General features: G+C 68.8%; 17 protein-coding genes. 10 read left to right on the forward strand and 7 right to left on the reverse strand.

Annotated features, from left to right (window positions below; genetic code table 11):
* From BST28156_RS26960 to BST28156_RS26970, 3 genes are all read left to right on the forward strand, one after another.
* On the forward strand, positions 1–390 hold a 390-nt coding region (locus BST28156_RS26960), incomplete at its 5' end, for a DUF2069 domain-containing protein (protein ID WP_174903804.1).
* Between the two features lie 20 nt (positions 391–410).
* A complete protein-coding gene (locus BST28156_RS26965; RefSeq protein ID WP_060242152.1) occupies positions 411–1,832 on the forward strand; it encodes an FAD-binding oxidoreductase in 1,422 nt (473 codons plus the stop codon).
* A gap of 25 nt (positions 1,833–1,857) precedes the next feature.
* The gene (locus tag BST28156_RS26970; RefSeq protein ID WP_174903805.1) at positions 1,858–2,688 is read left to right on the forward strand and encodes a metallophosphoesterase; all 831 of its coding nucleotides are present in this window, start codon (positions 1,858–1,860) and stop codon (positions 2,686–2,688) included.
* Positions 2,689–2,754: 66 nt separating this feature from the next.
* Here BST28156_RS26970 and BST28156_RS26975 read toward each other — a convergent pair whose 3' ends face one another.
* Complete coding sequence (locus tag BST28156_RS26975; RefSeq protein ID WP_174903806.1) at positions 2,755–2,910, reverse strand: hypothetical protein; 156 nt, start codon at positions 2,908–2,910, stop codon at positions 2,755–2,757.
* Positions 2,911–3,028: 118 nt separating this feature from the next.
* On the reverse strand, positions 3,029–3,970 hold the full coding sequence (locus BST28156_RS26980; protein WP_174903807.1) for a LysR family transcriptional regulator: 942 nt from the start codon (positions 3,968–3,970) through the stop codon (positions 3,029–3,031).
* A gap of 157 nt (positions 3,971–4,127) precedes the next feature.
* Here BST28156_RS26980 and BST28156_RS26985 point away from each other — a divergent pair, with 157 nt between their 5' ends.
* The 4 genes from BST28156_RS26985 to BST28156_RS27000 are packed head-to-tail and all read left to right on the forward strand — an operon-like array spanning position 4,128 to position 9,034.
* Positions 4,128–5,741 carry an efflux transporter outer membrane subunit gene (locus BST28156_RS26985; RefSeq protein WP_174903808.1) on the forward strand — a complete coding sequence of 538 codons (1,614 nt, stop codon included), beginning with the start codon at positions 4,128–4,130 and terminating at the stop codon, positions 5,739–5,741.
* A gap of 15 nt (positions 5,742–5,756) precedes the next feature.
* The gene (locus BST28156_RS26990; protein WP_174903809.1) at positions 5,757–7,946 is read left to right on the forward strand and encodes an FUSC family protein; all 2,190 of its coding nucleotides are present in this window, start codon (positions 5,757–5,759) and stop codon (positions 7,944–7,946) included.
* The gene (locus BST28156_RS26995) at positions 7,943–8,146 is read left to right on the forward strand and encodes a DUF1656 domain-containing protein (protein WP_009691123.1); all 204 of its coding nucleotides are present in this window, start codon (positions 7,943–7,945) and stop codon (positions 8,144–8,146) included. Before BST28156_RS26990 ends, BST28156_RS26995 begins: the two co-directional genes overlap by 4 nt.
* A gap of 12 nt (positions 8,147–8,158) precedes the next feature.
* Entirely contained in the window at positions 8,159–9,034 is an 876-nt protein-coding gene (locus tag BST28156_RS27000) for an efflux RND transporter periplasmic adaptor subunit (RefSeq protein ID WP_174903810.1), read from the forward strand.
* 36 nt (positions 9,035–9,070) lie between these two features.
* On the opposite strand, the gene BST28156_RS27005 is transcribed toward BST28156_RS27000, so the two are convergent.
* Positions 9,071–10,099 (reverse strand): EpsG family protein, encoded by a 1,029-nt coding sequence (locus BST28156_RS27005; RefSeq protein WP_174903811.1) that lies wholly within the window; start codon positions 10,097–10,099, stop codon positions 9,071–9,073.
* Positions 10,100–10,292: 193 nt separating this feature from the next.
* Positions 10,293–11,948 (reverse strand): methyl-accepting chemotaxis protein, encoded by a 1,656-nt coding sequence (locus tag BST28156_RS27010; protein ID WP_174903812.1) that lies wholly within the window; start codon positions 11,946–11,948, stop codon positions 10,293–10,295.
* Between the two features lie 353 nt (positions 11,949–12,301).
* Between BST28156_RS27010 and BST28156_RS27015 the strand changes: the two genes are divergently transcribed.
* Positions 12,302–13,540, forward strand: a complete 1,239-nt coding sequence (locus BST28156_RS27015) for an MFS transporter (protein ID WP_060242134.1) — start codon at positions 12,302–12,304, stop codon at positions 13,538–13,540.
* Positions 13,541–13,612: 72 nt separating this feature from the next.
* Here the strand turns inward: BST28156_RS27015 and BST28156_RS27020 are convergent, their stop codons facing one another.
* Both BST28156_RS27020 and BST28156_RS27025 read right to left on the reverse strand, forming a co-directional pair.
* The gene (locus tag BST28156_RS27020) at positions 13,613–14,410 is read right to left on the reverse strand and encodes a 5'-methylthioadenosine/adenosylhomocysteine nucleosidase (protein WP_060242131.1); all 798 of its coding nucleotides are present in this window, start codon (positions 14,408–14,410) and stop codon (positions 13,613–13,615) included.
* Positions 14,407–16,767 carry a UvrD-helicase domain-containing protein gene (locus BST28156_RS27025; protein WP_174903813.1) on the reverse strand — a complete coding sequence of 787 codons (2,361 nt, stop codon included), beginning with the start codon at positions 16,765–16,767 and terminating at the stop codon, positions 14,407–14,409. The genes BST28156_RS27020 and BST28156_RS27025 overlap by 4 nt, the downstream gene beginning before the upstream one ends.
* Positions 16,768–16,983: 216 nt before the next feature.
* On the opposite strand from BST28156_RS27025, the gene BST28156_RS27030 reads away from it, so the two are divergent.
* Positions 16,984–19,851 carry a valine--tRNA ligase gene (locus BST28156_RS27030; RefSeq protein ID WP_060242126.1) on the forward strand — a complete coding sequence of 956 codons (2,868 nt, stop codon included), beginning with the start codon at positions 16,984–16,986 and terminating at the stop codon, positions 19,849–19,851.
* 86 nt (positions 19,852–19,937) lie between these two features.
* A complete protein-coding gene (gene galU, locus BST28156_RS27035; protein WP_040127217.1) occupies positions 19,938–20,822 on the forward strand; it encodes a UTP--glucose-1-phosphate uridylyltransferase GalU in 885 nt (294 codons plus the stop codon).
* Between the two features lie 58 nt (positions 20,823–20,880).
* Here the strand turns inward: galU and BST28156_RS27040 are convergent, their stop codons facing one another.
* A complete protein-coding gene (locus BST28156_RS27040; RefSeq protein ID WP_060242124.1) occupies positions 20,881–21,495 on the reverse strand; it encodes a DUF4136 domain-containing protein in 615 nt (204 codons plus the stop codon).
* Positions 21,496–21,515 lie beyond the last annotated feature (20 nt).

Raw genomic sequence — 21,515 nt, forward strand, 5'->3', positions numbered from 1 at the left:
AACGCGCCCGCCCGCCCCGCTGTCGCGGCCCGGCCGCGCCACGCGCAGGCCGCCGCCGCGTGCCTCGTCGCGCTGATCGCGCTGTCGCTCGCGTGGGAGCTGTGGCTCGCGCCGCTGCGCCCGGGCGGCTCCGCGCTGATGCTGAAGGCCGTGCCGCTCGCGCTTGCGCTGCCCGGCGTGTGGCGGCGTAACATCTATACGATGCAATGGGCGAGCATGCTGATCCTCGTCTATTTCGCCGAAGGCATCGTGCGCGGCATGTCCGACCGCGGCTTGTCCGCGACGCTCGGCTGGTGCGAGACCGCGCTCGCCGTCGGCTTCTTCGCGGCGGCGCTTGCGTACGTCGCGCCGTTCAAACGCGCGGCGAAACAGCAACGCGCCGCGCCCTGACCCTTACGCGACCGAACGTGATGATTTCTTCCGAAGCCTTCGTTTCCGCCTGCCGCGACGCGATCGGCGCCGACCATGTGCTGACCGATCCGCACGATACCGAACCGTTCCTGACCGACTGGCGCCGCCGCTACAAGGGCGCCGCCTGCGCGGTGCTGAGGCCCGCGAACACCGCCGAAGTCGCCGCGCTCGTGCGGCTCGCGAACACGCATGGCGTCGCGCTGGTCCCGCAAGGCGGCAACACGGGGCTCGCCGGCGGCGCGACGCCCGACGCGAGCGGCGGCCAGGCCGTGCTGAGCCTCGCGCGCCTGAACCGCGTGCGCGCGCTCGATCCGCACAACAACACGATCACCGTCGAGGCCGGCGTGATCCTCGCCGACGTGCAGGCGCGCGCCCGCGAAGGCAACCGGCTGTTCGCGCTGAGCCTCGCCGCCGAAGGCAGCTGCACGATCGGCGGCAACCTGTCGACCAATGCGGGCGGCACCGCGGTGCTGCGCTACGGCAACGCGCGCGAGCTGTGCCTCGGGCTAGAGGTCGTGACGCCGCAGGGCGAGATCTGGGACGGCCTGCGCGGGCTGCGCAAGGACAACACCGGCTACGACCTGCGCGACCTGTTCATCGGCGCGGAAGGCACGCTCGGCATCATCACCGCCGCGGTGATGAAGCTGCATCCGCTGCCGGCCGCGCAGGTCACCGCGCTGGCCGCGCTCGAATCGCCGCACGCGGCGCTCGACTTCCTGTCGCTCGCGCAGCGCGCGGCCGGCCCGCTGCTGACCGGCTTCGAACTGATGTCCGACTTCTGCATGCAGCTCGTCGGCAAGCATTATCCGCAGCTGCGCTACCCGTTTGCGCACACGCATGCGCAGACGGTGCTGCTCGAACTGTCCGACAACGAAAGCGAAACGCACGCGCGCGCGCTGTTCGAAAAACTGATGGAGGAAGCGTTCGACGCGGGCCTCGTGGTCGACGCGGTGGTCGCGGAGAATCTTGCGCAGTCGCGCGCGTTCTGGGATCTGCGCGAGCACATCCCGCTCGCGCAGGCCGACGAAGGGCTCAACATCAAGCACGACATCGCGGTGCCGATCTCGTCGATCGCGCGCTTCATCGACGAGACCGACGCGGCGATCCAGCAGGCGGCGCCCGGCGCGCGCATGGTCACGTTCGGCCATCTCGGCGACGGCAACCTGCACTACAACGTGCAGACGCCGGAAGGCGGCGACCCGAAGGCGTTCCTCGCCGAATACCAGGCGCCGATCAACCGCATCGTCTACGACAACGTGCACCGCCACCACGGCACGATCAGCGCGGAGCACGGGATCGGTCAGCTGAAGATCGACGATGCGCAGCGCTACAAGTCGCCGGTCGAAACGGCGCTGATGCGCACGCTGAAGACCGCGCTCGACCCGCGCGGGCTGATGAACCCCGGCAAGGTCCTGCACTGACGCCATTCACTCCGGAGCGACGCCCGTGAAAGTCCGCGTGCTGTCCGACCTGCATCTGGAAGGCAACCAGCCCGAGGTGATCGCGCATGCCGACGCCGATCTCGTCGTGCTGGCCGGCGACATCCACAATCATGCGGAGGGCCTGCGCTGGGCCGCCGAGACGTTCGACCCGAACGTGCCGGTCGTCTATGTGCCGGGCAACCACGAGTATTACGACGGCGAGTTCGGCGCGCTCGAGACGGCGATGCGCGACGCGGCGCACGCGCTCGACAACGTGCATTACCTGAACAACGGCGCGTATGTCGATCCCGCGCGGCGCTTTCGCGTGCTCGGCACGACGCTGTGGACCGATTTCACGCTGTTCGGCGCCGACGACGCGAGCGTCGCGCACGCGATCGACGCCGGCTCGCGCGTGATGCTCGATTTCAAGGGATTGATCCAGGTGACGTGGCCGCGCGACGCGGCGCTGCATGCGGCGCCCGGCGCGCCGGAGCGCGATTTCACGCCGGCCGACGCGATCGCGCTGTACCGGCGTGCGCGCGCGTGGCTGGAAACGCAGCTGGCGACGCCGTTCGCGGGCCGCACGATCGTCGTCACGCACCATGCGCCGCACCGGCGCTCGCTGGCGGAGCGCTATGCGCTGGATCCGGTGTCGGCAGGATTCGTCAACGATCTGACTGAACTCGTCCGGCCGCCCGTCGACCTGTGGGTGCACGGGCACACCCATACGTCATTCGATTACGTCGCGGACGGCGGCACGCGCGTGGTATGCAACCCGCGCGGCTATATTCACCGGCGCACCGGCGAACGAGAAAATCCCGCATTCGCGTGGGACAAGGTCGTCGCGCTCGGCTGAGCGCCGGCGTGTCCGGCCGCGGTGCGCGGCCGGCTGCTTCGCTGCAAAAAAGCGGGCGACGCCCGATCAGCGATCGTTGCGGCGCGGTGCGCCGGAACCGGCGCGAACCCGGACCGGCACCGGCTGGATGCGCGCCTTCATCGCGCGCAGCAGGTCGCGCGTCGCGGCGGCGGCGACCACGCCGAACAGAACTCCAAGGCCGATCATCAGGGGCGTATCCATTGCAACTCCGGGTGGGGCAGATCTCGATGATTCAGACAGTATCAAACTGTTCGGCGCACGAACGTAAAGAAATGTTGCGTGAAGGACAAATCTCGTCAGATTGCGGTCGATCGCGCTGTCATGTCGCACGCGTGTACTGTTCGAGCGCGGCCTCGTCGGCCTCCAGCGTCGCCGGCAGCTCGTCGCGCAGGAAATCGACCCAGGTCCGGATTTTCGCGTCGAGATACTGGCGCGACGCGTACAGCGCGTAGATGTTCATCACGTGCGAGCGGTACTCGGGCATCACGCGCACGATATGCCCGCTGCGCAGCCAGCCGATCGCCGAATAGAGCGGCAGCCCGGCCAGCCCCATCCCCTCCCGCACCGCCACCGCGAGCGCCTCGGCGACGTTCACGCGAAACGGCGGCGCCTCGATCGGCACCACCTCGTCGCCGTTCGGCCCCGCCAGTATCCATTCGTCGTACTGGAAGCCCGGCGTGACCATCCCGAGACAGATGTGCTGCGCGAGATCGGCCGGCCGCTGCGGCACGCCGTGCTGCTCGATATAGGACGGCGCCGCGCATACGACGCTGTAGCTTTCGCCGAGCCGCTGCGACACGAGCCCCGAATCGGGCAGGTCGCGGCCGACCACGATCGCGACGTCATAGCCCTCGTCGAGCAGGTCGGGCAGCCGCTGCGCGAGCGTCAGCTCGACATGCACGTCCGGATAGCGCTCGCGATAGCGCGCGACGGCCGGCACCAGATAGTGCTGGCCGAGGCTCGTGAAGCAATGGACCTTCAGCTTGCCCGACGGGCGCGCGTGCGCGTCGCCCGCCTCGGCTTCGGCCTGGTCGACGTACGCGAGGATCTGCTCGCAGCGCTGCAGGTAGCGCTCGCCGGCTTCGGTCAGCGCAATCCGGCGCGTCGTGCGGTTCAGCAGGCGCGTGCGCAGGTGCGCTTCGAGATCCGAGACGGCGCGCGACGCATAGGCAGTCGTCGACCTCATCTGCTGAGCGGCCGCGGTGAAGCTCCCCGCGTCGACCACGCGTACGAATACGCGCATGTTTTGTAACGTATCCATCCCATTTCCCGTTTGAATCCGGACGGATTGTTGCACACAGGCTAACCAATATTGTCTCGGGATTCGTAAAAATGACTTGCACCGTTGTCAGTTTATTCAGGAATTGCCGAAAAATATAATCGCATCCGACTCATCTATATCCGAAAGGGAGAAAATCGTGCGGTCTCCGGCAACAAAAGGGACGCTGGCACTGGCGGTTCTTGCAGTCTCATTAATAATGGCCGGATGCGCGAGCATGGGCGACAACAAGCCGCAGTCGGCGCAGATCCAAGCGAACACGCTCGATGCGGGCGCCGCCATCCGCGCGGCCGACCGCGACGCGGGCTGGCCCGCGTCGGACTGGTGGCGCGCGTATCGCGATCCGCAGCTCGACGCCTGGATCGCCGCGGCGCAAGCCGGCAACCCGACGCTCGCGGCCGCGCAGGCCCGCGTACGCGAAGCGCAGGCGATGGCGCGGGTCGCACGCTCGGCCGAACTGCCGCAGATCAACGGCAACCTGTCGCTGATGCGCCAGCACTGGCCGGACAACGTCTACTACGGCCCGGGCCCGCTCGCCGACACCGACACCTGGAACAACACGGGCACGCTCGGCCTGTCGTATCACCTCGACCTGTGGGGCAAGGACAAGAACGCGACCGAACGCGCGCTCGACACCGCGCATGCGACGGCGGCCGATGCGCGCGCGGCGAAGCTCGAACTCGAAGTGAACGTGGTGCGCGCGTACGTCGGCATGTCGATGAACTATGCGCTGCTCGATCTCGCGCATGAAACCTTCGAGCGCCAGCGCGCGCTGGCCGACCTCGCGCGCAAGCGGCTGCAGGCCGGCATCGGCACCCAGCTCGAAGTGAGCCAGGCGGAATCGACGCTGCCCGACTACGAGCGCCAGATCGATTCGTACGAGGAAGCGATCCAGCTCGCCCGCCACCAGCTCGCCGCGCTCGCAGGCAAGGGCCCCGGCGCGGGCGACGCGATCAAGCGGCCGAGCCTGTCGCTCGACGCGCCGGCCGGCCTGCCGTCGGCCATGCCGGCCGACCTGCTCGGCCGCCGCCCCGACGTCGTCGCGGCGCGCTGGACGGTCCAGGCACAGGCGCGCGGCATCGATGTCGCGAAAGCGGCGTTCTATCCGGACATCGACCTGCTCGCGACGGTCGGCGGCTTCGGCGTGACCGCGCCGTTTACCGACTTCCTGCGCGCGATGAACGGCGGCTGGACGGCCGGCCCCGCGCTGTCGCTGCCGATCTTCGAAGGCGGCCGCCTGCGCGCGCAGCTCGGCGCGGCCAATGCCGGCTACGACCAGGCTGTCGAGCGCTACAACCAGACGATCGTCGGCGCGCTGAAGGACATCGCCGACCAGGTCGTGCGGATCCGCTCGCTCGATACGCAGAAGAAGGACGCCGCGCGCTCGGTGGCCGCCAACGACCGCAGCTACCAGTTGTCGCGCGAAGGCTTCCGGCGCGGCCTGACCGACTATGTGAACGTGCTGGTCGCGCAGCAGCAGCTGCTGCGCGCGCAGGAGACGGCAGCCCGCATCGACGCGGAACGCCTCGCCGCGCATGCGCAGCTGATGGCCGCGCTCGGCGGCGGTGTCGAGACGGGCGAGGACGCGCCGGGCGGTCATGCGTCGGACGCCGCCGCGGCACCGGCCGCCGCGGCATCGGCCGCCGCGACATCGAGCGCTGCCGCGGATGCGCGCGCCGTGCCCGGCACGCAACCCGCAGCCGGCGGCAACCGGCCCGCGGCCGGCAAGCCCGCCACGCAGGCCGCACGGTAACGCGGAGACTCCGTCATGTCATCCTCCTCCACCGCCTCCCCGCCCGCCGGCGGCACGCTGTCGGCCCGCTACGCGGCCTTCAGCGACTGGGCCCGCACCGACGGCGTCGCGTGGCTCTATCTCGCCAAGGCGCTGCTCGCCGCGTTCATCTCGCTCGGCGTGTCGATGCGACTCGACCTGCCGGCGCCCAAGACCGCGATGACCACGGTGTTCATCGTGATGCAGCCGCAAAGCGGCGCGGTGCTCGCGAAAAGCTTCTACCGCGTCGCCGGCACGATCTTCGGGCTGATCGCGACGCTCACGTTCGTGTCGCTGTTCCCGCAGCAGCCGCAGCTGTTCCTGCTGGCGATCGCGCTGTGGATCGCGCTGTGCACGGCCGGCGCCGCGCGCAACCGCAATTTCCGCAGCTACGGCTTCCTGCTCGCCGGCTATACGACCGCGCTGATCGGCCTGCCCGCGTCGCAGCATCCGGACGGTGCGTTCATGAGCGCGATGACGCGCGTGTCCGAGGTGATCGTCGGGATCGTGTCGGCCGGCGTCGTCAGCGCGCTGGTATTTCCGCAATACACCGGCGAGCAGATGCGCACCACGGTGCGCAAGCGCTTCGGCAGCTTCGTCGACTACGTCGCCGCGGCGCTGTCGGGGCAGCTCGACCGCGCGCACATCGAGACCATCCATACGCGCTTCGTCGCCGACGTGGTCGGCTTCGAGGCCGCGCGCAGCATGGCCGTGTTCGAGGACCCCGGCACGCGCATGCGCGGCGGCCGCCTGGCGCGGCTGAACAGCGAGTTCATGAGCGCATCGAGCCGCTTCCATGCGCTGCACCAGTTGATGAATCGGCTGCGCGCGGCCGGCGCGCAGGCCGCGATCGACGCGATCGAGCCGTATTTCCGCGAAATCGCGCCGCTGCTCACGCGCAACGGCGAACCGGTGCGCAGCTCGACCGACGCGGCGCACGCAGCCGAGCAGCTGCTCGCGTGGCGCGACGCGCTGCCGCGCCGCATCCGCGCCACGCGCGCCGAGTGCGAAGCGCAGCCCGATTTCCCGCTGCTCGACTTCGATACGGCCGCCGAGCTGCTGTACCGCTTCATCACCGACCTGCACGAATATGCGGCGACCTACGCGTCGCTCGCGAGCGAGACGCACGAGCGCGAACGCTGGATCGAACACTACGAGCCGCGCACCAACCTGACGGCCGCGGTGATCGCCGGCATCCGCACCGCGACGGTGATCCTGCTGCTCGGCTGGTTCTGGATCGAGACCGCGTGGCCGAACGGCGTCACGCTGGTGCTGACCGCGGCGGCGACCTGCGCGCTCGCGTCGTCGACGCCGCGCCCGACCGCGATGTCCGCGCAAATGGGCATGGGCACCGCGCTCGCCGTGTGCACCGGCATGCTGCTGATGTTCGGCATCTACCCGCGGATCGACGGCTTCGTGCTGCTGTGCGTGGCGCTCGCACCGCTGCTCGCGATCGGCATCTACATGACGATGAAGCCGAAGCTCGCCGGCTACGGGATGGGCTACCTGATCTTCTTCTGCTTCCTCGCCGGCCCGGACAGCATCACGCACTACGATCCGTCGAGCTTCATGAACGATGCGCTCGCGCTCGTGCTGTCGATGCTGGTCTCGGCGATCGCGTTCGCGGTCATGTTCCCGCCGACCGCACCGTGGCTGAAGAAGCGCCTGTTCGCCGACCTGCGCCACCAGGCGGTCGCCGCCTGCCATGCGCGGCTCGCGGGCCTGCGCACGCGCTTCGAGAGCGGCGCGCGCGACCTGATGTATCAGGCGCACACGCTGTCGGCCGACCAGCCCGACGTGCAGCGCGACGCGCTGCGCTGGATGTTCGCAGTGCTCGAAGCCGGCAACGCGGCGATCGACCTGCGCCAGGAGCTGTCGACGCTGCCGGCCGACCCGCGCTATGCGCCGACGATGCCGTGGCGGCGCGCGATCGAGACGATGCGCACCGCACTGTCCGCGCTGTTCGCGAAGCCCGACGCGGCACGCTTCGCCACGACGCTCGCCGCGGTGAACGCCGCGATCGACGCGACGCGGCCGATGCCCGACGCGTTCGCGTCGTCGCGCGAAGACCGCCACCGGCTGCAGCGGATCCTGAGCCACCTGCATTTCGTGCGCACGGCGCTGCTCGATCCGGAATCGCCGCTCGAGCCGCTCAATCGCAACCGCACCCAAGGAACCTTGTCATGATGCCGCGTGAAATCGCCATTCTCGATGCCTACATGCCCACGGTGGTGCTGATGTTCGTCGTCGGCGCGCTGGCGACGTGGGTCGTCGACCGCCTGCTCGCCTACACGGGCCTCTACCGTCTCGTCTGGCACCCGTCGCTGTTCCGGGCCTGCCTTCTCGTCTGCATTTGCGGCGGACTCAGTCTCGCCGTCTATCGTTGAACCACAACCATCATGATGCTCAGAAAACTCTTCGGCTTCGTCGCGACCGCCGTCATTCTTCTCGTCGCGATCCTGATCGGGCGCTCGCTGTGGGTGCACTACATGGACGATCCGTGGACGCGCGACGGACGCGTGCGCGCCGAGATCGTCAACGTCGCGCCGGACGTGTCGGGTGCGATCGTCGAGCTGCCGGTGCATGACAACCAGCTCGTCAAGAAAGGCGACCTGATCATGCAGATCGACCCGTCGCACTACCAGATCGCGGTCGAGCAGGCGCAGGCGGCGGTCGCCGCCCGCCGCGCGGAACTGCAGATGCGCCGCGACGACGCGGCGCGCCGCGCGGACCTCGACGCGCTCGTCGTGTCGAAGGAAAACCGCGAGAACGCCGCGCACAGCGCGTCGAGCGCCGACGCGCAATACCAGCAGGCGCTCGCCGCGCTCGACGCCGCGAAGCTGAACCTCGAACGCACGCGCGTGGTCGCGCCGGTCGACGGCTACATCACGAACCTGCAGACCTTCAAGGGCAACTACGCGGTGGCCGGCCAGGCGAAACTCGCAATCGTCGACAGCCATTCGTTCTGGGTGTACGGCTACTTCGAGGAAACCAAGCTGCCGCGCGTGAAGATCGGCGCGCCGGCCGAGATGCGGCTGATGAGCGGCGGCGTGATGAAGGGCCATGTCGAGAGCATCTCGCGCGGCATCTACGATCGCGACAATCCGCAAAGCCGCGACCTCGTCGCCGACGTGAACCCGACCTTCAACTGGGTGCGCCTCGCGCAGCGCGTACCGGTGCGCATCAAGATCGACGAGGTGCCTGCCGACGTGGTGCTGTCGGCAGGCACGACCTGTACCGTCATCATCGACCCGGACCGGCAGAAGAAGTCGTGACGTGCGGGCGGCCGCGCAGCGCCCCGCCCGGCCGCTTCATTCCCAGAAGAACCGGAACGGCAGGAACGGCGACGGCCCCAGCCCCGCTTCGCCGAGCATGTTGCGCACGCGCATCGCGAAGCCGATCGCGCCGATCACGAGCAGCACGACGATCGCCGGCGTACGCCGCACCTCCGGCACGCGCAGCAGCGGCACGAACCGGCAGGCCGCCGCGAACAGCACGAGCCACTGGAAACGCAGGCCCGCATAGCTGATCCGCGCGAGCGCGAAGCTCGCGATCTCGCAGACGAACAGGAACACGAGCGTGCGCGGCATGCGGCCGAGCAGCCCCCAGCCGGCCACCACCAGCAGCAGCGCAAGCACCAGCGGCGCGCTGCCCGACATCTGCGCGGGCGGCGTGAAGGCCGCATAGACGCCGAGCTTCGCGAGCAGCGCCGCGTGATGCATCGCGAACAACACGCCGCCGATCGCGACCGCGAGCGCCGCGTAGCGCAGCATCCGCATGCGGCCGACCTGCAGCAGCACGACCAGCAGCGCAGCCGACACGTGCATGCTCGTGCCGGCCGCCGCAAGTGCGGCCGCCGCGCCGTATCGGCGGCGCGCCCAGGCATCCGACGCGAGCTTCGCGACGCAGAACGCGATGCCGTAGCGCAGGCCGCTCATCGCCATGTCGTAGAAAAACAGCGGAAAGATCAGCGTCGCGAACACGCAGGCATCGTCGTCGCGCCGGCCGAACGCGGCCACGCAGGCGACGACGACCAGCAGCGACAGCAGCGCGGTCGCGATGCGCGGATCGTGCCCGACCCATTCGAGCGCCCGCACGAGCCACACGAAGCCCGGCTCGAGCGTGCGCGGCACGACCTTCAGGTTGCCGCTCCAGATGCCGGCGACGATCTCCTGGTAGACCGCGGTGTCGGTTCCCGTCCGGCCGCGCAGCACCGCGAACGCCGCAGCCGGCGCGATGCCTGCCGAAAGCCAGCGCCATGCGCTCATGCGCGTCCGCATGCCGATCGCGGCGAACGCGAGCATCCAGAGGTATCCCATCAGGTAAATCGTGATTGTCATTGTTATGCGCGAGCCGACGCGCCGGCGGCATCGCGGCGATGCACGTCCGGTTGGTTCTGGCCCTCAATAGAGTTACGCGCATTGTAGGGGATTGCGGCGCCGGCGACTGCCGGTTTTGTCACCGATCGACACGCGCGCCGCCGCATGCCGGAGTCGCGGGCCGGGCACCGCGCGCGCAGCCCCCTGGCGGCGCTCAGCCCGCGACGCGGAAGCGCCCGACCAGCGCCTTGAGCGCCTGCGCCTGCTCGTCGAGCGCGCGCGCCGCGGCGGCCGCCTGTTCGACGAGCGCCGCGTTCTGCTGCGTGCCGGCGTCCATCTGCGTGACCGCGCGGCCGATTTCGTCGATCCCGGCGCTCTGCTCGTCCGACGCCGACGAAATTTCGCTGATGATGTCGGTCACGCGCTTGACCGCGCGCACGACGTCGCCCATCGTGCGGCCGGCATCGTGCGCGAGCGCCGCGCCGTCGGCGACACGCTCGACCGACGCGCCGATCAGCGCGCGGATTTCCTTCGCGGCCGTCGCCGCGCGCTGCGCGAGCGAGCGCACTTCGCCCGCCACCACCGCGAAGCCGCGCCCCTGCTCGCCGGCGCGCGCGGCCTCGACCGCCGCGTTCAACGCGAGGATGTTGGTCTGGAACGCAATCCCCTCGATCGTGCCGATGATGTCGCGGATGCTCTTCGCGCCGTCGTCGATCTCGCTCATGGTCGCGACCATGCGCCCGACGACCGCGCCGCCCGCTTCCGCGACGGCCGACGCATCGGCCGCCAGCGTGCTCGCCTGCCGCGCGTGTTCGGCGTTCTGCCGCACCGTCGACGTAAGCTGCTCCATGCTGGCGGCCGTGCGTTCGAGGGCGGCGGCCTGCTGCGCGGTGCGCTGCGACAGGTCGAGGTTGCCGGTCGAGATCTCGCCGGACGCCGACGCGATCGCATCGGCGCTCACGGCAATCTCGCCGACGGTCGCCGCGAGCCCCGTCTGCATGTCGGCCAGCGCGCGCACCATGCTGTCGCGGTCGTGCCGGCCGAGCACGATCGGCCGCGTGAGGTCGCCGCGCGCGATGTCCGCGGCGATCGCCTTCGCATAGGCCGGCTCGCCGCCGAGCTGCGCGGTCAGCCGGCGCACGACCCGCTCGGCAATTGCGATCGCGAGCACGATCAGCGCGGCCGTCATCGCCGCGATCATCGCGAACGACGACGCGAATATCGTCGCGGACGCATCGAGCGTCGCCTTCGACTTCGCGCCGCGCGTCGCGACGAGATCGGCGACCTGCTTCTCGAGCTTGCCGGTCTCGACCAGCAGCGACACGTCCTGCGTGCCGACCTGCCAGTTCATCTGCGACAGGTCGAGCGGCTGCGCGCGCACCAGCGCGACGAAATCCCGCAGATGCCCGCTCCACGTGTCGACCGCCGCCGAGAACGCGCGCAGCCGCGCCGAATCGCCGGCGTCCGCCGGATCCGCAGTGTGCTGCAGCGTGCCGAGCGCGCGGCCGATCGACGCCAGCCCCGCATCGACTTCGGCGCCCAGTTCGTCGCGCTCCTTCGCGGTGCTGGCGGTCAACAGCATCTTTTGCGCACGGCTCGCGCGCAGCACCTCGGCGCGCACTTCCTCGGCCGCGCGGCTCGCGACGTGCCCCTGCTCGTAGACCGACGCGATCGACGCATTCAGCCGGCTGATCTGCCACAGCGAGAACACGCCGATTGCCAGCGTGCCGGCCAGCAGGACCGCGAACGCGACGCGCAGCGTCGCCTTGACGGTCCACGGCCGGCGTTCGCGCCGCGCCCGCCGTGCGGCGCGCGCGGTGGCGACGGGCGCGGCTGCGCCGGATTGCGGATGCAATGATGCTGCCTTCATCGATTCGTCCCCGTATTGATCACACTGCCGGAAAGGTCGGTTCCGGCGGTCCGGCGGTCCGGCGTTCCGGCGGCCGGCGCTCCGGCGGCACGGCTCGCGCCCCGCTCGTCTTTGCGTCGTTTCTACGGCTGTCCGCCGCGATCCTTGAGTCCGGAAAAACACGCATCCGGTAACAGACGCGGCACACAGCCCGAACGCGGCCGATGACCGATCCGCCGCATCGATGTCCGATTCGCGACAAAACTTGGCCTGACATTCACGATGCGCCACATTACACTTCTTTGACGCAACAACGATCCAGAACGCACCGCCCCGCCAGAGTGCGTCCCGCCACCTCAACTCGCTCAGCTCACATGGAAACCCGCCTCGACACGGGGACCGGCACCGCCGCCGCCCCGCAGCCGTCCGCTCCATCCGCGTCCCGCACCGTCTATCCGGTGCTCGGCGCGATCAGCTTCTCGCACATGCTCAACGACATGATCCAGTCGTTGATCCTCGCGATCTATCCGATGCTCAAGAGCCAGTTCGCGCTGTCGTTCGCGCAGATCGGCCTGATCACGCTCACCTACCAGATCACCGCGTCGCTGCTGCAGCCGCTGGTCGGCCTCTATACCGACAAGCGTCCGAAGCCGTATTCGCTGCCGGTCGGCATGGGCTTCACGCTCGCCGGGCTGCTGCTGATGTCGACCGCGCAGAACTTCCCGATGCTGCTGGTCGCCGCGGCGCTGGTCGGCTGCGGCTCGTCGGTGTTCCATCCGGAATCGTCGCGCGTCGCACGGATGGCGTCGGGCGGCCAGCACGGGCTCGCGCAGTCGCTGTTCCAGGTCGGCGGCAACGCCGGCTCGGCGCTCGGGCCGCTGCTCGCCGCGCTCGTGATCATCCCGCACGGCCAGCACAGCATCGCGTGGTTCTCGGCCGCCGCGCTCGTCGCGATGGTCGTGCTCACGCAGATCGGCCACTGGTACAAGAAGCATCCGTCGATGAAGAAAAAAGCCGCATCGGCCGGGCATCCGACGCTGTCGCGCGCCCGCGTGCTCGGCGCGATCAGCGTGCTGGTGCTGCTGGTGTTCTCGAAGTACTTCTACCTCGCGAGCATCAACAGCTATTTCACGTTCTACCTGATCGACAAGTTCCACCTGTCGGTGCAGGCCGCGCAGATTCATCTGTTCGTGTTCCTCGCGGCTGTCGCGGCCGGCACGCTGATCGGCGGCCCGATCGGCGACCGGATCGGCCGCAAGTACGTGATCTGGGTGTCGATCCTCGGCGTCGCGCCGTTCACGCTGCTGCTGCCGTACGCGAACCTGTTCTGGACCAGCGTGCTGAGCGTGATCATCGGCGTCGTGCTGGCGTCGGCGTTCGCGGCGATCCTCGTCTACGCGACCGAGCTGATGCCCGGCAAGGTCGGCATGGTCGCGGGCCTGTTCTTCGGCTTCGCGTTCGGCCTCGGCGGCGTCGGCGCGGCCGTGCTCGGCCAGCTCGCCGACGCGACGAGCATCGCGTTCGTCTACAAGGTGTGCTCGTTCCTGCCGCTGATCGGCGTGCTGACGGTGCTGCTGCCGAACCTCGAAAGCAGCCGGCGCGCGAAGGCGTGACGAAACGGGCGCGGCGCGCCTGCACGCACCGCGGCCGTTCGAACGGAATGAAGAAGGAAAGCGACGGCGGCCTCAGGCCGCCGTCGTCGCATGCAGCGTCAGGAAGCGCTTGAGGATGCCGGACGAATAGCTGCTCGCGATCGCCGACAGGAAATGCGAGAACGACTGCGTCGCGTGATCGTCGGCCGTGTCGGAGATCGTGCGCACCAGCGCGAACGGCACGTCGTGCTCCGCGCACACCTGCGCGATCGCCGCGCCTTCCATCTCGACCGCGAGCGCGTCCGGCAGCGCGTCGCGCAGCGCGACCACTTCGCGCTCGCTCGACACGAAGCGGTCGCCGCTGATCACGAGGCCGCCGTGCAGCGTCGCGCCGGCCAGCCCGAAACGCTCGGCGAACTGCGCGCCTTCTTCCGCGACGAACAGCGTGCAGGCGGCCTTCAGGCGCGCCGTCAGCGCCGCGTCGGTCGCGAAGCGCGTGATGCCGAGCAGCGGCACCTCGTAGCGCGGGAACAGCGGCGACGCGTCGAGATCGTGCTGCAGCAGCGCATCGGCGACCACGACGTCGCCGACGCGCACCGTGCGCGACACGCCGCCCGCCACGCCGGTAAACACGACGCCCGCGACGCCGAACACGTGGATCAGCGCGCTGACCGTCGCGGCAGCCGCGACCTTGCCGACGCGCGCGAGCGTGACGACGCAGGCCGCGCCATGCACGGTGCCGACGTGATAATCGCGGCGGCCGAGCGTGACGGTCTTCATGTCACCGTCGGCGCGCATCGCGGCGATCAGGTCGCCGAGTTCCTCGGGGAGCGCGGCGAGCACGCCGAGCGGACGCGTGGATACGGTCGAAACCATGTCGATGCTCATCATTCCACCGCCTGCAGTTTCGCGACCGCCAGCGCGAGCCACTTCTCGCCGTGCCGCTTGAACTTCACCTGCGCCTTCGCATCGGCGCCGTTGCCTTCGAGCGCGGTGACCGTGCCCTCGCCGAACTTCGTGTGGAACACCTGCTGGCCGACCCGGAAGCCGGCGCCGGCCGCGCGCTGCTTGTCCGCGAACGCCGGCAGCGGCGCCGACACGGCCGCGTCGACGATCTGCTCGCGCGAGCCGCCCGGCCGCGCGAACCAGTCGCGCCCGTAGCCCGCGTTGTCGGACCGGCCGCCCCAGCGCGAACCAGCCTCGACCTTCGGCGTCAGCCACTTCAGCACGTGTTCCGGCAGCTCGTCGAAAAAGCGCGAACGCACGTTGTAGCGCGTCTGGCCGTGCAGCATCCGGCTCTGCGCGAACGACAGGTAGAGCCGCTCCTTCGCGCGCGTGATCGCGACGTACATCAGGCGGCGCTCTTCCTCGAGGCCGTCCGATTCGAGCACGCTGTTCTCGTGCGGGAACAGCCCTTCCTCGAGGCCGGTGATGAACACGGCCGCGAATTCGAGACCCTTCGCCGCATGCACGGTCATCAGCTGCACCGCGTCCTGCCCGGCCTGCGCCTGGTTGTCGCCGGCTTCGAGCGACGCGTGCGACAGGAAGCCGGCGAGCGGCGTCATCGTGTCGGGGTTCTGCGCGGGATCGTCGAGCGGCGCCGGTTCGAGCACCTCGACCGACGCGTCGTCGCCGGCCGCGCCGAGTTCCGGCGCCGCGATCGCGCCCGCGCGCAGCGGAATCGAGCGCGCGGGCGTGTCGAGCCCGTAGCCTTCCTCGCTGACGAACGCGGTCGCCGCGTTCACGAGTTCCTGCAAGTTCTCGAGGCGGTCCTGCCCTTCGCGCTCGCCCTGGTAGAAATCGGCGAGGCCACTCGCGCGCACCACGTATTCGACCGTCTCGGGCAGGCTCATCTGCTGCGTTTCCGCGCGCATCTTCGCGATCAGGTTCGCGAACGCGCCGAGGCTCGTGCCGGCCTTGCCCGTCACGTACGGGATCGCGGCGGCCATCGAGCAGCCGTACAGGCGCGCGGCGTCGGCGAGCTGCTCGATCGAGCGCGCGCCGATCCCGCGCGTCGGGAAGTTCACGACGCGCGCGAACGCGGTGTCGTCGTTCGGGTTGTCGATCAGGCGCAGATACGCGAGCGCATGCTTCACTTCCTGCCGCTCGAAGAAGCGCAGGCCGCCGTACACGCGGTACGGGATGCCCGACGTCATCAACGTGTGCTCGATCGCGCGCGACTGCGCGTTGCTCCGGTACAGCACCGCGACCTCGCTGCGCGACAGCCCCGTGTTGATCAGCGAGCGGATCTCCTCGACGATCCAGCTCGCTTCCTGCGCATCGGTGCTCGCTTCGTACACGCGCACCGGCTCGCCGTGGCCGGCGTCGGTGCGCAGGTTCTTGCCGAGGCGGTGCGCGTTGTTCGAGATCAGCTGGTTCGCGGCGTCGAGGATGTTGCCGTGCGACCGGTAGTTCTGCTCGAGCTTGATCAGGTTGCGCACGCGGAATTCGTCTTCGAAGTCGCGCATGTTGCCGACGTTCGCGCCGCGAAACGCGTAGATCGACTGGTCGTCGTCGCCGACCGCGAAGATCGCGTTCTCGCCGCCCGCGAGCATCTTCAGCCACGCGTACTGCAGCTTGTTGGTGTCCTGGAACTCGTCGACGAGGATGTGCCGGAAGCGCGCCTGGTAGTGCGCGCGCAGCGGCGCGTTGTACGCGAGCAGTTCGTAGCAGCGCAGCAGCAGCTCGGGGAAGTCGACGACGCCCTCGCGCTGGCACTGCTGGTCGTACGCCTGGTACAGCTCGACGAACTTGCGGTTGAAGTTGTCGGACGCGTCGACCTTGTCGGGGCGCAGCCCCTGCTCCTTCGCGTTGTTGATGAAGTACTGGACGTTCTTCGGCGGGAATTTCTCGTCGTCGACGTTGAGCCCCTTCATCAGCCGCTTGATCGCGGACAGCTGGTCGGCCGTGTCGAGGATCTGGAAGGTTTGCGGCAGCCCCGCGTCGCGCCAGTGCGTGCGCAGCATCCGGTTGCACAGGCCGTGGAACGTGCCGATCCACATCCCGCGCGTGTCGATCGGCATCATCGCCGACAGGCGCGCCATCATCTCGCGCGCGGCCTTGTTCGTGAAGGTGACGGCGAGCACGGTGGCGGGCGACGCGTAGCCCTGCTGGATCAGCCACGCGATGCGCGTGATCAGCACGCGGGTCTTGCCGCTGCCCGCCCCCGCGAGAATCAGCGCCGGTTCGTTCGGCAGCGTGACGGCGGCATATTGTTCAGGGTTCAAGTTGGCGAGCAGATCGGGCATGGAGCGGCAGCGGACGGGCGTGAAAAAAAGCGGACCCGCCATTATAAGTCGGCGGCGCGCGATGCTCGGACTGCCGCGCGCGATCGCACGCGGAATCCGCCTGCCGCGCCCGCGCGGCGGCCGCGCGCGGCGCGGGCGATGGTGGCCCGATGTGCATCCATTTATAATTGTCAGATTCGGCATCCAATTCACGCATTTTTCGGCAGATTTCCAACCATGAGCGACAACACGCTTGCGAAGAGTTTCGAGCCCCACACCATCGAGTCCCAATGGGGGCCGGAGTGGGAAAAACGCGGCTATGCCGCCCCCGCCTTCGAGCCGGGTCGCCCCGATTTCGCGATCCAGTTGCCGCCGCCGAACGTCACGGGCACGCTGCATATGGGGCACGCGTTCAACCAGACGATCATGGACGGCCTCGCGCGCTATCACCGGATGCTCGGCGAGAACACGCTGTGGGTGCCCGGCACCGACCACGCGGGGATCGCCACGCAGATCGTGGTCGAACGCCAGCTCGACGCGAACGGCGTGTCGCGCCACGATCTCGGCCGCGAGAAATTCGTCGAGCGCGTGTGGGAATGGAAGCAGCAGTCGGGCTCGACGATCACCGGCCAGGTGCGCCGTCTCGGCGCGTCGACCGACTGGTCGCGCGAATATTTCACGATGGACGACAAGATGTCGGCCGCCGTGCGCGACGTGTTCGTCGCGCTCTACGAACAGGGCCTGATCTACCGCGGCAAGCGCCTCGTCAACTGGGATCCGGTGCTGCTCACCGCCGTGTCGGATCTCGAGGTCGCGAGCGAAGAGGAAAACGGCCATCTGTGGCACATCCGCTATCCGCTCGTCGACGGCTCCGGTTCGCTGACGGTCGCGACCACGCGCCCCGAGACGATGCTCGGCGACGTCGCGCTGATGGTCCACCCGGAAGACGAGCGCTACGCGCACCTGATCGGCAAACGCGTCACGCTGCCGCTGACCGGCCGCGAGATCCCGGTGATCGCCGACGACTACGTCGACCGCGAATTCGGCACGGGCGTCGTGAAGGTCACGCCCGCGCACGACTTCAACGACTACCAGGTCGGCCTGCGCCACCAGCTCGCGCCGATCGAGATCCTGACGCTCGACGCGAAGATCAACGACAACGGCCCCGAGCAGTATCGCGGCCTCGACCGCTTCGACGCGCGCAAGGCGATCGTCGCCGATCTCGACGCGCTCGGCTTCCTCGAGTCCGTGAAGCCGCACAAGCTGATGGTGCCGCGCGGCGACCGCACCGGCGTCGTGATCGAGCCGATGCTGACCGACCAGTGGTTCGTCGCGATGACGAAGCCGGCGCCGGAAGGCACGTTCCATCCGGGCAAGTCGATCACCGAGGTGTCGCTCGACGTGGTGCGCGACGGCCAGATCAAGTTCGTGCCGGAAAACTGGACGACCACCTACTACCAGTGGCTCGAGAACATCCAGGACTGGTGCATCTCGCGCCAGCTCTGGTGGGGCCACCAGATCCCGGCATGGTACGGCGAGAACGGCGAGGTGTTCGTCGCGCGCAGCGAGGAGGACGCGCGCGCCAAGGCCGCCGCGCAAGGCTATACGGGCGCGCTCAAGCGCGACGAGGACGTGCTCGACACGTGGTTCTCGTCGGCGCTGGTGCCGTTCTCGGCGCTCGGCTGGCCGAACGAGACGCCCGAGCTGCAGCACTTCCTGCCGTCGTCGGTGCTGGTCACCGGTTTCGACATCATCTTCTTCTGGGTCGCGCGGATGGTGATGATGACCACGCACTTCACGGGCAAGGTGCCGTTCCACACCGTGTACGTGCACGGCCTCGTGCGCGATGCGGAAGGCCAGAAGATGTCAAAGAGCAAGGGCAACACGCTCGACCCGATCGACATCGTCGACGGCATCGACCTCGAGACGCTGGTCGCGAAGCGCACCACGGGCCTGATGAACCCGAAGCAGGCCGCGACGATCGAGAAGAAGACGCGCAAGGAATTCCCGGACGGCATCCCGGCATTCGGCACCGATGCGCTGCGCTTCACGATGGCGTCGATGGCGACGCTCGGCCGCAACGTGAACTTCGACCTCGCGCGCTGCGAAGGCTATCGCAACTTCTGCAACAAGCTGTGGAACGCGACGCGCTTCGTGCTGATGAACTGCGAAGGCCACGACTGCGGGCTCGACAAGCCGGAAGCCTGCGGCGCGGGCGACTGCGGCCCCGGCGGCTATCTCGACTTCTCGGCGGCCGACCGCTGGATCGTGTCGCTGCTGCAGCGTACCGAAGCCGACATCGCGAAGGGCTTCGCCGACTACCGCTTCGACAACATCGCGAGCAGCATCTACAAGTTCGTGTGGGACGAGTACTGCGACTGGTACCTCGAACTCGCGAAGGTGCAGATCCAGAACGGCACGCCCGAGCAGCAGCGCGCGACGCGCCGCACGCTGCTGCGCGTGCTGGAGACGGTGCTGCGTCTCGCGCACCCGGTGATCCCGTTCATCACCGAAGCGCTGTGGCAGAAGGTGGCGCCGCTCGCGGGCCGCTATCCGCAGGGCAAGGCCGAGGGCGAAGCGTCGCTGATGACGCAGGCCTACCCGCTCGCCGCGCCGGACAAGATCGACGAAGCGTCCGAACAGTGGGCCGCCGACCTGAAGTCGATCGTCGACGCGTGCCGCAACCTGCGCGGCGAGATGAACCTGTCGCCGGCGACCCGGGTGCCGCTGCTCGCGGCCGGCGACGCCGAGCGCCTGCGCGCGTTCGCGCCGTACGTGCAGGCGCTCGCGCGCCTGTCGGAGGTCCAGATCCTCGCGGACGAAGCCGCGCTCGACAAGGAGGCGCAGGGCGCGCCGATCGCGATCGTCGGCCCGAACAAGCTGGTGCTGAAGGTCGAGATCGACGTCGCGGCCGAGCGCGAGCGCCTGTCGAAGGAAATTGCGCGCCTGACCGGCGAGATCGCGAAGTGCAACGCGAAGCTCGGCAACGAGGCGTTCGTCGCGAAAGCGCCGCCCGCCGTGGTCGAGCAGGAGCAGAAGCGCGTCGCCGAATTCCAGAGCACGCTGGAAAAACTGTGCGCGCAGCGCGATCGGTTGCCTGCGTAACAAACGGTAAGGCTGTTTGCGTTCACTATAATGCGAACGTGAACATAGACAGCTGACAAGTCGATTACATCAATAAAGGTTCGATCATGTTGAAAGTCACCAAGGCGGTATTCCCCGTGGCCGGTCTGGGCACGCGGTTCCTGCCGGCAACGAAGGCGAGCCCGAAGGAAATGCTGCCTGTCGTCGACAAGCCGCTGATCCAGTACGCAGTCGAGGAAGCCATTGCAGCGGGCATCACCGAGATGATCTTCGTGACCGGGCGCAGCAAGCGCGCGATCGAGGATCACTTCGACAAGTCGTACGAGATCGAGGCCGAACTCGAGGCGCGCGGCAAGGAAAAGCTGCTCGAGCTCGTGCGCAGCATCAAGCCGAGCCACGTCGACTGCTTCTACGTGCGCCAGCCGGAAGCGCTCGGCCTCGGCCACGCGGTGCTGTGCGCCGAAAAGCTGGTCGCGGACAACCCGTTCGCGGTGATCCTCGCGGACGACCTGCTCGACGGCAACCCGCCCGTGATGAAGCAGATGGTCGACGTGTTCGACCACTATCACAGCTCGGTGATCGGCGTCGAAGAGATCCCGCCGTCGGAGACGAAGTCGTACGGCATCGTCGACGGCAAGGAGTGGGAAGAATCGATCATCAAGATGTCGGCGATCGTCGAGAAGCCGGCGCCGGAAGTCGCGCCGACGAACCTCGGCGTGGTCGGCCGCTACGTGCTGAAGCCGCGGATCTTCGATCACCTGCGCGCGCTGAAGCCGGGCGCCGGCGGCGAACTGCAACTCACCGACGCGATCCAGGCGCTGCTCGCCGACGAGCAGGTGCTGGCCTACAAGTACCAGGGCACGCGCTACGACTGCGGCAGCAAGCTCGGCTACCTGAAGGCGACGGTCGAATTCGCGCTGCGCCATCCGGAAGTCGGCGCGGACTTCGACACGTATCTGCGCACGCGCGACGGCGCGCACCCGGCCGCCTGAACGTGCGGCCAGGGCCGGCCCGCGGTGGGCCCGGCCCTCACCTGACAGGCCGCGCGCGTCAGTGCGCCGCGGCCGGCTTCACCGAGACGACGCCCGGCATTGCGCCCGCGTCGTCTTTTTTCGTCTCGACGAGCCAGCCCTGCCCGGCGTCGAACGGCAGCTTCGCGAGCGCACTCTTCACGAGCGCTGGCGCGGCCTGCTGTGCGCCCGGCTCGCGATCGCGCAACGCGGCGGACACGCGATAGACGTCGGCGCCCGATTTCGCATCGACGAAACGCAGCGTCAGCACGTGGCGATACACGGTGCCCGCGAACGGCAATGCGAGCGGCGCCGGCCCGTCGACCGTCACGCATGCGCTGCTCGCGCCGCCGCACTGCTCGGCCGTTGCCGCGACCCGGGCCGGCTGCGTCGCGTATGCGATCGTCAGCCGGTAGCGCGCGTCCTTCGACGACTGCGCATCGAAGCCGTGGCGCGCGAGCTCGTCGCGCACCAGCGTTTCGATCTGCCGGTATTCGGCGTCGTCGGCCTGCGCGGCCGTGCGCACGACGTCGTAGCCGTGCGCGCCCGCGGCGAATGCGCCCGGCTGGCCGAGCGCGCTCACGCCGGTCGTGACGCCGGCACAGCCCGTCAACAGCGAAGCCGCCAGCGCGGTCGCCGCCCATTCCTTTCTCATGACTTCCCCCAATGCTGCCG

This window comes from Burkholderia pseudomultivorans, from assembly GCF_902499075.1.
Classification (GTDB): Bacteria; Pseudomonadota; Gammaproteobacteria; order Burkholderiales; family Burkholderiaceae; genus Burkholderia; species Burkholderia pseudomultivorans.

Coding starts and splice junctions, on each gene's coding strand:
- BST28156_RS27015 (WP_060242134.1), top strand. CDS start 12,302: ATGGAAACCCGCCTCGACACGGGGACCGGCACCGCCGCCGCCCCGCAG.
- galU (WP_040127217.1), top strand. CDS start 19,938: ATGTTGAAAGTCACCAAGGCGGTATTCCCCGTGGCCGGTCTGGGCACG.
- BST28156_RS26965 (WP_060242152.1), top strand. CDS start 411: ATGATTTCTTCCGAAGCCTTCGTTTCCGCCTGCCGCGACGCGATCGGC.
- BST28156_RS27040 (WP_060242124.1), bottom strand. CDS start 21,495: ATGAGAAAGGAATGGGCGGCGACCGCGCTGGCGGCTTCGCTGTTGACG.
- BST28156_RS27030 (WP_060242126.1), top strand. CDS start 16,984: ATGAGCGACAACACGCTTGCGAAGAGTTTCGAGCCCCACACCATCGAG.
- BST28156_RS27010 (WP_174903812.1), bottom strand. CDS start 11,948: ATGAAGGCAGCATCATTGCATCCGCAATCCGGCGCAGCCGCGCCCGTC.
- BST28156_RS27020 (WP_060242131.1), bottom strand. CDS start 14,410: ATGATGAGCATCGACATGGTTTCGACCGTATCCACGCGTCCGCTCGGC.
- BST28156_RS26995 (WP_009691123.1), top strand. CDS start 7,943: ATGATGCCGCGTGAAATCGCCATTCTCGATGCCTACATGCCCACGGTG.
- BST28156_RS27000 (WP_174903810.1), top strand. CDS start 8,159: ATGATGCTCAGAAAACTCTTCGGCTTCGTCGCGACCGCCGTCATTCTT.
- BST28156_RS27005 (WP_174903811.1), bottom strand. CDS start 10,099: ATGACAATCACGATTTACCTGATGGGATACCTCTGGATGCTCGCGTTC.
- BST28156_RS26990 (WP_174903809.1), top strand. CDS start 5,757: ATGTCATCCTCCTCCACCGCCTCCCCGCCCGCCGGCGGCACGCTGTCG.
- BST28156_RS27025 (WP_174903813.1), bottom strand. CDS start 16,767: ATGCCCGATCTGCTCGCCAACTTGAACCCTGAACAATATGCCGCCGTC.
- BST28156_RS26975 (WP_174903806.1), bottom strand. CDS start 2,910: ATGGATACGCCCCTGATGATCGGCCTTGGAGTTCTGTTCGGCGTGGTC.
- BST28156_RS26980 (WP_174903807.1), bottom strand. CDS start 3,970: ATGGATACGTTACAAAACATGCGCGTATTCGTACGCGTGGTCGACGCG.